9 protein-coding genes are annotated in these 13,146 nt (G+C 37.7%); 3 read left to right on the top strand and 6 right to left on the bottom strand.

All coding sequences use genetic code 11. The features are described 5' to 3' along the window. The first annotated feature begins 44 nt into the window (after positions 1–44). Entirely contained in the window at positions 45–1,385 is a 1,341-nt protein-coding gene (locus NG809_RS04115; RefSeq protein WP_262148316.1) for a glycosyltransferase family protein, read from the top strand. A 198-nt stretch (positions 1,386–1,583) separates the two neighbouring features. Here the strand turns inward: NG809_RS04115 and NG809_RS04120 are convergent, their stop codons facing one another. Further along, positions 1,584–2,219: a hypothetical protein gene (locus NG809_RS04120; protein WP_262148318.1), complete on the bottom strand. Its 636-nt coding sequence runs from the start codon at positions 2,217–2,219 to the stop codon at positions 1,584–1,586. A gap of 225 nt (positions 2,220–2,444) precedes the next feature. Between NG809_RS04120 and NG809_RS04125 the strand changes: the two genes are divergently transcribed. Continuing rightward, on the top strand, positions 2,445–3,407 hold the full coding sequence (locus NG809_RS04125; RefSeq protein WP_262148320.1) for a YpdA family putative bacillithiol disulfide reductase: 963 nt from the start codon (positions 2,445–2,447) through the stop codon (positions 3,405–3,407). A gap of 91 nt (positions 3,408–3,498) precedes the next feature. Here NG809_RS04125 and NG809_RS04130 read toward each other — a convergent pair whose 3' ends face one another. From NG809_RS04130 to fbp, 5 genes are all read right to left on the bottom strand, one after another. Beyond that, positions 3,499–5,529: a TonB-dependent receptor gene (locus NG809_RS04130; protein WP_262148322.1), complete on the bottom strand. Its 2,031-nt coding sequence runs from the start codon at positions 5,527–5,529 to the stop codon at positions 3,499–3,501. Positions 5,530–5,954: 425 nt separating this feature from the next. Next, positions 5,955–7,181 carry an MFS transporter gene (locus NG809_RS04135; RefSeq protein ID WP_262148324.1) on the bottom strand — a complete coding sequence of 409 codons (1,227 nt, stop codon included), beginning with the start codon at positions 7,179–7,181 and terminating at the stop codon, positions 5,955–5,957. Between the two features lie 258 nt (positions 7,182–7,439). Next, on the bottom strand, positions 7,440–9,113 hold the full coding sequence (locus tag NG809_RS04140; protein WP_262148326.1) for a glutamine--tRNA ligase/YqeY domain fusion protein: 1,674 nt from the start codon (positions 9,111–9,113) through the stop codon (positions 7,440–7,442). Positions 9,114–9,556: 443 nt separating this feature from the next. Further along, positions 9,557–10,564, bottom strand: coding sequence for an o-succinylbenzoate synthase (locus tag NG809_RS04145; RefSeq protein ID WP_262148328.1), 1,008 nt, complete (start codon positions 10,562–10,564; stop codon positions 9,557–9,559). Beyond that, entirely contained in the window at positions 10,565–11,581 is a 1,017-nt protein-coding gene (fbp, locus tag NG809_RS04150; protein WP_262148330.1) for a class 1 fructose-bisphosphatase, read from the bottom strand. It lies immediately after the preceding gene. A gap of 319 nt (positions 11,582–11,900) precedes the next feature. Between fbp and NG809_RS04155 the strand changes: the two genes are divergently transcribed. Continuing rightward, the gene (locus NG809_RS04155; RefSeq protein WP_262148331.1) at positions 11,901–13,139 is read left to right on the top strand and encodes an aspartate kinase; all 1,239 of its coding nucleotides are present in this window, start codon (positions 11,901–11,903) and stop codon (positions 13,137–13,139) included. Positions 13,140–13,146 lie beyond the last annotated feature (7 nt).

The raw sequence follows: 13,146 nt of genomic DNA on the forward strand, positions 1-13,146 counted from the left end.
CCGTTGAGACAGGCTTTACTAGCTATCAACCTGCAAAATTTAGAATGGAATTAAAAAAAATCCTTATCATCACTTACTACTGGCCACCTGCGGGAGGTCCGGGTGTTCAGCGTTGGTTAAAGTTTGCGAAATATCTCCCTGATTACGGCTGGAAACCCATCATTTACACTCCTGAAAATCCGAGCTATCCTTTGCTGGATGAAAGTCTGATGAAAGACGTTCCCGCAGATCTGGAAATCGTACGAACCAATATTTGGGAGCCTTATCAGCTGGCTGAAAAGCTCAATAAAAGCAACAAAAAATTCAAAGCCGGACAGTTTGATGTGGGTCAGAATCAGAGCTGGAAATCTAAACTTTCGATTTGGGTGAGAGGAAATTTCTTCATTCCCGACGCGAGAGTTTTCTGGGTAAAACCTTCCACGCAGTTTCTGGAAAAATATCTGAAGGAAAATAACATTGAAACCATCGTTACGACTGGCCCGCCCCACTCGATGCATTTGATTGGTTTAAATTTAAAAAAGAAATTCCCCGAACTGAAATGGATCGCCGATTTCCGCGACCCATGGACGGAAATTTCCTATTATAAACATTTAAAACTGACCAACAGATCAGATAAAAAACACCGTTTTCTTGAAAGCGAAGTTTTCAAAAATGCAGATATCACCTTGGCAACGAGCTACACCGATGCCGAAAACTTCCGTAAAAACGGAGCAAACTCTTTCTGCATCACCAACGGCTTTGACGAAACAGACTCAAACCCAAATACCTTCCAACTCTCAAACTCTAAGAGATGTCATCCTGAGCCTGTCGAAGGACTACAACCCTCAAACCCTCAAACCAAATTCACCCTCAGCTACATCGGTGTTTTGGAACAACTTAGGAATCCGGAAAATCTTTGGAAAGCACTAGATAATTTAGTAAAAACCAGTTCAGATTTCGCTGAGAATTTCAGTTTAAAATTTGTCGGTAGAATTGATGATAAAATTTTAAATACGATTGAAAATTCATTGTTGAAGTGGCATATTTTAAATCTCGGTTATCTTTCCCACGATAAAGCGGTTTCAGAAATGTCGAATTCTAACCTTTTGCTGATGACCAATTTCCCTAATGAATCTTCAAAAGGCATTATTCCGGGGAAAATATTTGAATATTTAGCAACCGGAAAACAGATAATTTCATTTGGACCTGACGACGCTGATGTTGCAAAAATATTAAATGAAACAAAAGCCGGAAAGCATTTCAGCTACAATGATTCCAAAGAAATTGAAGATTTTATTCTGGAAAAATTTGTGTTGTGGAAAAATGGAAACTTTTCAGAAAACACGCAGAATATTGAGCAGTTTTCAAGACGAAATTTAACTAAACAACTTTCAGAAATACTCTGATTTGAGATTGAAATTAAAAAAAGATTTCATTTAAAAAATAATAGTTTTACCAAATCATTTCAGATTAAAATTAAAAAGCTGGCGTGCAATAAGTCAAATGCACGCCAGCTTTTTGAAAATGCAGGCGTGCATTTTTAAATTACCCGCCTGCATTTTATTTTTGATAACTGATGATTTAGTATACATGATGAATAGGATCTAAATTGTCCACTCATCATTAATTACGGCAACAATATAATATTTCCCTTCAAATTCTTCGAAAACGAAGCGCAGGGCATTCCAGTCCATGCCACTGCTTTTTTCAGAGCCGGAAATGTAATTTTCCGTAAAATTAGTTCCCGGATATATTTCCTTCAGATTATTAAGTGAATTTCCGCTTCCAAGGAATTTATTGTAAGCATATTCAGATTTGGTAAAATCTTTTTTAAACACCCAGTTTTTAATATATTGGTCGATGGTCGCTTTGTAAATTTCCCCCGAACCGTCACGGGAGCCCCATGTAAAAATAGTTTTTGTAGGATAATATTTCTCAAAATCTGCCCTTGAAAAATGCTTGTCTTCATTTTTATTCACAAACGCGTACATGGAGAATCTCACCCCTTTCTGAGGATGAATATATTTTGCAAAAACATCGTAAAAGTTGACTTTGAGTGCTTGCAGGATCTCGTCATTGGTCTTCTTTAATGCGACTTCCGTAGAAAATGATTCCTGTTTTGTTTCCGTTCTCTCATTGGATCTTTTAAGGTTATCTGTTGCCGCTGTCGGACTTTTTTCCTGCTTTTTATCACACGCCAAAACGGCAAAAACAGATAGGATTGCAAGAGCTTTTCTCATTTTTAAATTTTTGAAAAAAGTCCAAATGCGATGCCAGTTTTGAGTTGGAGTCCTTCGACAGGCTCAGGATGACAGTCCATAGAGTTGGAGGGTTTTAGGGTTTGAGTGTTTGAGAGTGTTAGGGTTTGAGTGATTTTTGTTCACATCAGAAATAAATATAAAAGATGTCGACATTTTACCTGAATGATTTCTGTTTTCCCAAAGGCTTTTTAGTATTTTTGATGTATGGAAATTTTGGATATTCTCATTATCGGAGCCGGACCGATTGGCTTAAACTGTGCTCTTGAAGCGAAAAAAAACAACCTGAATTATTTGATTATTGAAAAAGGAACGATTGTGAATTCACTTTACAATTATCCTTTGTACATGAAGTTTTTTTCGACCGCCGACAAGCTTGAAATCGCAGAAATCCCTTTCATTTCCGCAGCTCCCAAACCTGGCAGACAGGAAGCTCTCGAATATTATCAGGGAATTGCAAGGCAGAAAAATCTGAACATCAATCTTTATGAAAAAGTGTTGAAAGTTTCCAAAAAAGAAGAATTATTTGAAATAAAAACCTCAAAATCTACATATCAGGCAAAAAACGTCATCATTTCTACCGGATTTTACGACATCCCAAATCTGATGAATATTCCGGGAGAAGATTTGCCTAAAGTGAAGCATTACTATACCGAACCCTACCCTTTTGCACGACAGAAAATTGTGGTGGTGGGCTCGAGCAATTCTTCCGTTGATGCCGCCCTTGAAACCTACAGAAAAGGTGCTGATGTCACAATGATTATCCGCAATCCTGAAATTTCTTCCCACGTGAAATATTGGGTAAAACCTGATATTGAAAACAGAATTTCCGAGGGAAGTATTAAAGCTTATTTCAATGCTGAAATGCTTGAAATAAGGGAACATTCTGTTATTTTCAGGGATGAAAACGGAGATCATATTGAAATTGAAAACAATTTTGTCCTCGCTATGACTGGTTATCTTCCCGATTTTGATTTCCTGAAAAATTCCGGTATTGAACTTAATAGCGACTGTTTAAACCCAGTTTACAATAAAGAAACGATGGAAACAAATGTTCCGAATCTGTATCTTGCCGGCGTAGTTTGTGGCGGTAAAGACACGCATCTTTGGTTTATTGAAAACTCCAGAATTCATGCGGAGATGATTGTGAAAAGTATTCTTTCGAAGTGATTCACAAAATTGGTTCCCGCAGATTGGGCAAATTTTGCAGATTGTTTTTTAAGCCGTTATCTGCTTTATCAGTTTAATCTGCGTGAGTAATCTAAAAATCAACCTTTATTCCCAACACAAAATTCCGTTTTGCAGCAGGATTATAATACCGGTTTCCAAAGGCGTTGGTATCAAAGCCTAAGACGTATTCTTCATTGTAGAGATTCTGGATTTGAAAATATAAATTCAGTCTTGTTTTGTCGATATCTACAGGAAATCTGAACTGGATATTTCCTATTAAATTAGATTCTGACCAAACGGAATTGGCGTCATTCAAAGGAATTTTGGAAGTGTAAAAGTGGGAATAGTCAACAGATAATTTTTTGAAAAAAGTGAAATTCAGTAAGCTGTTAACTGTTGTTTTAGGAACTCCGGTTAAATCATTTCCTGAGAAATCATTTCCGTTTTGCTGATAATTCTTAAATTTAAAATCATAAAAACTTCCTGAAAATCTGAATTTAAAATTGCTGAAAAAACCGTTCTTCAAATCAAAATTTTTAGATTCCATTAAAACCTCAAAACCTTTCTGAACGGTTTCTCCGGAGTTGACGAAAAATTCCTGTCCGCTCTCATTTTGCCTTCTAACGATCGCATCTTTCATCCGAAAATCAAAGTAACTTCCTTCTACAAAAAGCAAATTTCCAAACTGTTTTCTGATACCGGCTTCTTTAGTCCAGCCATATTCCGGACTTAGATTCCGATTAAATTCCTGTGTTGACGAACGGATCTCTTCACTCGTGGGAGCAGAATTTCCTTTTCCTATTTTTCCTCTTACTGAAAAACCTTTTCCGAGAAGATAAGTTATGCCAAGATTGGGGAGCCATTGGTTTTTAAATTGAATCTTCCCGGTTTCCGTACGTGGAAAAAGCCTCTCCCAATCGTAGGAATTTGAATTTAAACTAATGGAAATATCAGTAAATACTTTATCATTAAAATTCAGTTTTTGTGAGAGAAAGTAAAATCCGGAAGTATTTTTCAGCTGATCAAAATTCTGAGGATTCCCCTCAAAACCTCTGTTGTTATCGTAGTTTTTAATTAAAATATCATTGATTCCGCCTTCAAATCCAAAACGGTAAGCCAAAGAAACTTTCTCCCAGTTTTTTTCATAATTAAAATGGGTTCTTAAGGCAAAATTCTTCTCAAAACGGTTTTCAAAATTGGTAATAAACGGATTTTCAAAATCTACATACGAACCCTGAACTAAAATAAAATGAGAGAAATTTTGGTTAAACTGATATTCATTTGACAGTCCGGCCAAAACCATTTTATTTCTGATGCCTGCATCCTGTTCTGAAGCACCGGGAAGCGTTGCTGTTTTTGGTCTTGCCTGTTTTCTGTTGAGATTCATCTGCTCCAAAGTCAGTCCGCCAGGCGTTTGATAATCGAGGTCAGAATACATCAGCATTCCTTTTAAAATTCCTTTTTTTGAATATTGAAAATTGTCTTTTATAAAAATTTGTTTTCGCTGAACTTTCGACTGATCTCTGTAAGAATCTGTCTGATAATAATTCTGAAAAACTTCCAGAAAATGTTTTCCTAACTGCTTTGAGAAATCAAAACTTTGGTTGAATGTGCCGTAGCTTCCCGCTGAAATATTCGCTGAAAGGTTATCCGAAGTCTGCGTTCTTAAAAGGATAGTTCCGCCTGTGACTGCACCGTAATCGCCACTTTCAGGACCTTTGTAAATTTCCATCTTGTCAATTAATTCAGGAGAAATCACATTGAAATAGGTATTTCCCGAAGCATCAGATAAAATAAAATCATCAAGATACACTTTCACGTTGCGAACTCCGAAAGGCGATCTTAAAGTACTTCCACGAAGGGAAATTCTGTAACTTCCCGGCGACCGTTCTTCCATTCTTGCTCCTGCAATCTGGTTGATGGATTCGAGCATTCTTTCCGGCGTATTCTGATTCAGCAAATTTTCTGAAATGACTGACACCGATTTTGTAGAATTAATAAAAGCTGTTGGTTTTTTGTATGCATCGATTTTCACTTCTGAAATGAGATTTGCAGAATCTTTTTTTTGAGAAAATACTATTGATGCGGAAAAAAGAGGGAGAACGAAGTAAAGCTTTTTCATTGCGAATGGCTATGCAAAAATTGTACTCTTTATTAATGAAAGTTTATGTTGTGGTTAAAAAAAATCTTTTTGGTTTATCTGAAAAACCCTGCCAGGGTTTGGAACCCTGGCAGGGTTGTGCGGTTTTGCTGGATTTTGCAGATATTTATTTTAGAAACCTTCAAGATTTTTGAAAACCTTGAAGGTTTGAAGGAGATGAAGGGGTTGAAGGTTTCAAGGAGATGAAAAAGTTCTTTTAGCAAAAAAATTGTTTTATGCGTACCCGTCTTTGCGTGAGGGATGTGGCGGGCGGCGACGAAGGAGCCGGTGCGAAGTGAGGTACGAACGGAGTACGGGAGCGAAGCGGACCCCAGAGCAGCCCGACCCGAAGTTTTTGGCGGTGGAATCAGCGGTGGAAAAACGCAGGGGCACGCCCAAATTTCCAGTTAAATCTTCTCTTTTTGTGCACCAATCATCCACGGAACGACGAAATAAAATGCGATCGCGATTGCTGTTGCTGCGATTCCTGTTCCGATCCACAAGATCGTAAAGCCCAGTTTTTCGGCAATTAAAGTTCCCAGATAAGGGGTTACGATGAATGCGATTGAAAACGAGATCCCGTTCAGTCCCATGTAAGCACCTTTGTTGTTTTTTCCTGAACGTAAGGCTGTGATCGTAGACATAAACGGCAACGCCCAAATCTCTCCTACCGACAGCAAAGTCATCGAAATGACAAGCGTGAAGATGCTGTAATCGAAACCGAGCATCGCATACGAGAGTCCGCAAATGAAGGTTCCGAGGAACATGGTTCGGGCCAAGCTTAGATATTTTTCGGCAATCTGAACCAATCCCATTTCGAGCATAACCACGATGAATCCGCTGTACCCTAAGAGATAACCGATATTTTGCTGACTCAAACGCGCTGTATCCTTATAAAATATCGTTAAGGTGCTGAACAACTGGAAGAAACAAATGGCAAAAAGCATACACAAACCACAGTAAATCAAAAATTTACCGTCACGATAAGGCGAGTTTTCTTTTTTAATCTCAACAGCTTCGGTGACTTTTCTGGCTTTTAATTTGGCTAATTTATTGCGTTTCCGGAAGAAAATAATGTATAAAATTCCGGCCGACAGAGCGGCAAGCGCGTTGGTATAAAACAAGAATTCATAGGAAATCGCAGACAAAATTCCGCCCAAAGCGGGACCGATGGAGAAGCCAAGATTGACTGCCATACGGTTGAGTGAAAAGGCTCTTGTAATGTTTTCAGGCTTGGCATATTTTGTAATCGCCACCGAGTTTGCAGGTCGGAAAGCATCACTTACAATGCTCTGCAGTAAAATTATTGCCGCTACGCCGACTTCTGTTTTGAAAAGTGGGATTAAACAAAACAGCGGAACACTTAGCAACAAACTGAAATACTGCACTTTATACTCTCCGATCCTGTCTGTGATAAATCCGCCCAACCAAGAGCCGATTACGGAACCGATTCCGAAAAAGCTCAGGACAATTCCTGTATTTTCTATGCTGAATTTGAGATGTGCCGTCATGTAAACGCCCAAAAACGGGAGCACCATCGAACCGGCACGGTTGATGAGCATAACCAGTGCAAGCATCCAGCTTTCCTGCGAGAGGCCTTTGAAGGAGTTGGTGTATAGGTGGATGAGTTTCATGATGATTGATGATTGATGATTGATGTTGGGTGTTGGGTGTTGGGTGTTGGGTGTTGGGTGTTGGGTGTTGGGTGTTGGGTGTTGGATAGGATTTCATCCTATCCTTTGTTAGATCGTCCTTTTGGGACTGGTTTTTATATTAGTGGATTCTTCTTTTTGTGATAAAGTCAATATTCTTGAATTAATGGCAGTTTAAAAAACAAAAAACAGGACTTAAAAAATTAAGCCCTGTTTCATTTATATGGTATAAATAAATTTTTACTCCGGCTTGTAAGAGTCTTTTAATGTCACGGTTCTGTTGAATACAAAATTTGTATCTGTAGAATCCTGATCTTTCGTAAAATAGCCAATTCTCTGGAACTGAAGTGGTTCGCCCACTGCAACATCCTTTAAACTTGGTTCTCCAAATCCCTGAACGATATTGACAGATTCCGGATTAATGAAATTTAAGAAATCTACATCTTTCTCAGCATCAGGCTGTTCTACTGTAAACAGTTTCTCGTAATTTCTTACTTCCACAGGAATGGCGTGCTTCGCAGACACCCAGTGAATGGTTCCTTTTACTTTTCTTAAACTTTCCTCCGTTCCGCTTCCAGACTTTGATTTCTCATCGTAGGTAGCGTAAATGGTTGTGATTTCTCCGTTTTCGTCCTTCTCTACTCTTTCACCTTTGATGATGTAAGCAGATTTCAAACGGACTTCTCCGCCCAGTTTCAGTCTAAAGAACTTGTTTCCGGCTTCTTCTTTGAAATCTTCACGCTCGATGTACAGTTCTCTGGAGAAAGGAATTTCTCTGGTTCCCGCATTTTCCTGCTCGTTATTGTTTTCTGTCTCAAGCATTTCTTCCTGTCCTTCAGGATAGTTTTCAATGACTAATTTGACAGGGTCAACAACCGCCATTACACGTTTTGCGACCTTGTTCAAATCTTCACGAACGCAGAAATCCAGTAACTGAATTTCAATTAAATTTTCTCTTTTGGCAACACCCACTTTATCAATAAAATTCCTGATGGCATTGGCTGTAAAGCCTTTTCTGCGCATTCCGGAAATGGTAGGCATTCTTGGATCATCCCAACCGTTCACTGCTTTTTCAGAAATCAATCTTTGTAGCTTTCTTTTGGAAGTGATCATATAGGAAACGTTCATTCTTGCAAATTCCCTTTGCTTGTTTTTTACTTTTCCTTCTTCATAAACCTGATCCAAATACCAGTTGTACAATGGTCTGTGGTTTTCAAACTCCAATGAGCACAGCGAGTGCGAAATCTGTTCTAAATAATCAGATTCACCGTGCGCCCAGTCGTACATTGGATAGATTTTCCATGTAGTTCCTGTTCTATGGTGTGGTCTTTTCAAAATTCTGTACATCACAGGATCACGCATGTTCATATTCGGCGAAACCATATCGATTTTTGCACGAAGAGACATGGCACCTTCCTCAAATTCACCGTTTTTCATCTTTTCGAATAAATCTAAAGATTCTTCAGTCGGACGGTTTCTGTATGGAGATTCCACTCCCGGTTCTGTAGGGTTTTTTCTTTGCTCGGTAATCAGTTCAGACGGTTGCTCATCAACGTAAGCTTTTCCTTCTTTAATCAGTTGAACTGCCCAATCGTAAAGCTGCTGGAAGTAATCGGAAGCATACAATTCTTTATCCCATTTGAAACCTAGCCATTCAACGTCTTTTTTGATAGAATCTACGTATTCCTGCTCTTCTTTTTCAGGATTCGTATCGTCGAAACGAAGGTTTACGGGAGCATTGTATTTTTCACCCAGACCAAAGTTGATGCAGATCGCTTTTGTATGACCTACATGCAGATAACCGTTTGGTTCAGGCGGAAAACGGAAACGGATCTCTTCTCTTTTGAGACCGTTTGCCAAATCATCTTCTATAATTTGCTCAATAAAATTGAGTGATTTTTTTTCTTCTTCCATTAAAATTCGCTTTAAAATGTCGTGTTCACCGACAATCTGCAAATTTAGGAAAATTTAAGGTGTAAAAAAAAGATAATTTCCTTCCAAATCATATTGAAATTAAAAATAAATGACGAACTTTAATCTGGAAAAAAAGCGCTCCGAAAACTTTTAAGCTAAATCTTATTTCAACAGATTTAAGTTGTGTACGGTTGATCTTTAGCTGATAACTCAAGATCAAACTGTTAAAATTCGAAACATTAAAACTTCAAAATGTTTTGGAAAATGCCAGAAATTAGAATATTTTAATATCCTGGTCTGATTTCAAATTGTGGCATATATTTTGTTAACTTTGTCATCCCTAATCACAACTATAAATGAAAACGATGAAGAGAAAGTTTACCACCTTTTTAGATTACATTAAAAAAGCAATTTTTGCAGAAGACGTAGTTTAAAATCCTGATTTACTTACCACTGAAATAAAGTTGATCTCCTACAAGTTTGAGATGGCTTTCGAAATTATTTATAAACAGTCCTCCCGTACCCAAACCCTGAGGCATACTATTATTTTTCGTAAAAGTATATTGTGCGATAGCATTTAAGCCAATATTACTTTCTAATGCGGAAGTGATCCACCAGTCAATATTCTGTGCTTCAGCAAGGGAAATCCACTCATCACAGCCAGAAAAACCTCCTACCAATGCGGGTTTAAGAATAATATATTGTGGTTTTATCTTATCCAAAAGTTTCTTCTTTATATTTAAATCAATAATTCCGATTAATTCTTCATCTAAAGCAATTGGCGTGGAAGTTTCAGCACATAATTCAGCCATATCTTCCCAGTTATCAGCTTTGATTGGTTGCTCGATGGAATGAATATTTAAATCTGAAAGTTGTTGTAAGACAATCTTTGCCTCATCTGTGGAAAAACCGCCGTTGGCATCCACACGAAGTTCCAGCTGGTCTTTTGAAAATTTCTTTCGTAATTTCTGAAGAATCTGATGTTCAGAATCCCAGTCGACCCCGATTTTTAATTTAATACAGTGAAAACCCTGATCAAGTTTGTCCTGGATCTGCTCTTCCATGAAGGAAATTTCTCCCATCCAAATCAGACCATTTATCGGAATTGGAATTTTACCTTGAGTAAATTCACTTGGAAAATAAAGATTTCCGCCATGATTTAAATTTAAAACAGCCTGTTCATAACCAAACCAAATCGAAGGAAATCCTTTTAGTTCTTCTTTTAAATAATCAAAATCTTGATTGATATTTTCGCATAGCCACTTTAGTTTTTCTTCATAATCGGGACGGTCATCAAAGCTTAAGCCTCTGAAAACAGCACACTCGCCTACTCCTTTTTTACCATCCTGAAAAACTTCGAGAATGAAGGTCTCTTTTACATGCAAAACGCCTCGGGAAGTTCCTCCCGGGCGTTTAAATTCCAATAGATATTTAAAATATTTTGCTGTCATTTACTTTACGCTGTCAATACGCATAAACTCTTCTGCTTTTTCAACCATATTGATGCTTCCTGCAAAAAAGGGAATTCTCTGGTGTAGTTCTGTTGGCTCCACTTCCAGAATTCTTCTGAACCCGTCGGTAGCCTTTCCACCAGCCTGTTCTGCCAGGAAAGCCATTGGATTACATTCGTATAATAATCTCAGTTTACCGTTTGGAGCCTGACCGTATGATGGATATATATAAATTCCACCTTTCAGCATATTTCTATGGAAATCGGCAACCAATGAACCAATATATCTGGAAGTGTATGGGCGATCGCCTTCTTCCATCTGACAGTATTTCAGGTAATTTTTGACACCCTGAGGAAATTTAATGTAGTTTCCTTCATTGATTGAGTAGATTTTCCCGGTTTCAGGGAATTTCATGTTGGGATGAGAAAGATAGTATGTTCCTAGAGAAGGATCCAGTGTAAATCCGTTCACACCGTTTCCTGTAGTGTATACAATCATCGTTGAAGATCCGTATATCACGTATCCTGCGGCGATCTGATTAACTCCTTTCTGTAGAAAATCTTCCAGCTGAACGGGAGTTCCGGGCTCTGAAACCCTTCTATAAATTGAAAAAATGGTTCCCACAGAAACATTTACATCAATATTTGAAGAACCGTCCAAAGGATCGATTAACACTACATATTTGCTTAAATGTCCGTTCTCACCACATTTGATGTCGATAAAATCGTCATTTTCCTCGGAAGCAATTCCGCAGACAACTTCTCTCTGAGAAAGGGCTGTGATAAAAATATCGTTGGCAATGACATCCAGCTTCTGTTGCTCTTCGCCCTGAATATTCTGATTTCCGGCCGCTCCCGTGATATCTACGATACCAGCTTTATTTACTTCCCTGTTTACGATCTTTGATGCCAGTCTTATAGCACTTAAAAGACGTGAAAACTCACCAGTGGAATACTGAAAATCTTCCTGCTTATCAATTAAAAATTCACCTAACGTCTGTAATGACTGTTCTGACATAATTTTATTTTAAAAACGGTTTTGACAAATATCGTGAAATTTAAACTATTTTTAAAGTAATTGTTAAAGTTTTAATTACAGACTGTAAATCAGAGGTTTAACAAGCGTGTAAAGGTTGTAAATAATAATTTTATTAAAATTTAATTAAATTAAATCACACAAAAACGCCTCTAAGGTATGATTTTGTGCGGTTTAAGGATGTAAAATGGAAATCACACCCCATAGATAAGCCTTTCATATTTCGCTGTAAATTTATAATTTTGGCCTTCGAAAAAAAACCGAATGATTTATATCTAACAATTTTATTCATAACAATTTAATGAAAATTTTCAAGTTTGGTGGTGCATCAGTAAAGGATGCCGAAGGTGTAAAAAATGTATCTGCAGTATTGGGAAGCCAGGGGTTTTCTAAATGTCTGCTGGTAATCTCAGCGATGGGAAAAACTACAAACGAGCTGGAGAAGGTTGTAGAACTTTACTTCAAAAAAGATAACTACCAAGCCGAAATTGAAAAGATAAAACGAAAACACATAGAAATTGCCAACGGGCTTTTTCCTGAAAGTCACGCAGTTTTTGCCGAAATTAATTTGTTTTTTGATGATATAGATTCATTTTTAAGAAGAAACAAATCTCCAAATTATAATTTTGTTTACGATCAGGTGGTGAGTTGTGGGGAAATGATTTCCACTAAGATTGTAAGCGAATACTTAAATGAAATTCAGTTTACCAATCAGTGGCTGGATGCACGTGATTACGTACAGACAGACAATTCTTACCGCGAGGGGATTGTAGACTGGGCAAAAACGGAGGAATTTATATCAAATTTAAATAAAGAAATCTGCTATGTTACCCAAGGTTTCATCGGTTCTGATGAAAACAATTTCACAGTTACTTTGGGAAGAGAAGGTTCAGATTACTCAGCAGCCATTTTCGCCTATTGCCTCAATGCTGATGCGATGACCATCTGGAAAGACGTTCCTGGCGTAATGACGGGAGATCCAAGGAAATTTTCAGACGTAACTCTTCTTTCCAATATTTCTTATGAAGAGGCAATCGAGCTGGCTTACTACGGAGCAAGTGTTATTCACCCTAAAACCCTGCAGCCACTTCAGCAGAAAAATATTCCCTTTTATGTAAAATCCTTCGTAGATCCTGCAAAACCTGGAACTAAAGTTGGGTTTTCAGAAAGCAATCAGAATGAAGAATCCTATATTTTAAAGGAAGATCAGACTCTGCTGAAAATCTCTACAAGAGACTTCTCTTTTATTGCAGAAGATCACATGAGCCAGGTTTTTGCCTTCCTTGCGAAATACAAAATTAAAGTTTCTTTGATGCAGAATTCAGCAATTTCATTAGCTTTATGCCTTGAAGACAAATTTCTGAATGCAGACGAACTGAACAGTGAACTGCAAAAAGAATTTAAAACCGAACTGATAAAAAATGTATCTTTATTTACCGTAAGACATGCCAAAAAAGAAAACATCGATCAGTTTTACCAGCAGAAAAACGTGCTTTTGGAGCAAATCTCTAAAAATACTTTGCAAATGGTAACACAATAAAACTAAT

Source organism: Chryseobacterium foetidum, assembly GCF_025457425.1.
Classification (GTDB): Bacteria; Bacteroidota; Bacteroidia; order Flavobacteriales; family Weeksellaceae; genus Chryseobacterium; species Chryseobacterium foetidum.

Excerpts from the sequence above, each read along its gene's own strand:
- NG809_RS04130 (WP_262148322.1), bottom strand. The coding sequence starts at position 5,529 with ATGAAAAAGCTTTACTTCGTTCTCCCTCTTTTTTCCGCATCAATAGTA.
- NG809_RS04135 (WP_262148324.1), bottom strand. The coding sequence starts at position 7,181 with ATGAAACTCATCCACCTATACACCAACTCCTTCAAAGGCCTCTCGCAG.
- NG809_RS04115 (WP_262148316.1), top strand. The coding sequence starts at position 45 with ATGGAATTAAAAAAAATCCTTATCATCACTTACTACTGGCCACCTGCG.
- NG809_RS04125 (WP_262148320.1), top strand. The coding sequence starts at position 2,445 with ATGGAAATTTTGGATATTCTCATTATCGGAGCCGGACCGATTGGCTTA.
- NG809_RS04145 (WP_262148328.1), bottom strand. The coding sequence starts at position 10,564 with ATGACAGCAAAATATTTTAAATATCTATTGGAATTTAAACGCCCGGGA.
- NG809_RS04155 (WP_262148331.1), top strand. The coding sequence starts at position 11,901 with ATGAAAATTTTCAAGTTTGGTGGTGCATCAGTAAAGGATGCCGAAGGT.
- fbp (WP_262148330.1), bottom strand. The coding sequence starts at position 11,581 with ATGTCAGAACAGTCATTACAGACGTTAGGTGAATTTTTAATTGATAAG.
- NG809_RS04140 (WP_262148326.1), bottom strand. The coding sequence starts at position 9,113 with ATGGAAGAAGAAAAAAAATCACTCAATTTTATTGAGCAAATTATAGAA.
- NG809_RS04120 (WP_262148318.1), bottom strand. The coding sequence starts at position 2,219 with ATGAGAAAAGCTCTTGCAATCCTATCTGTTTTTGCCGTTTTGGCGTGT.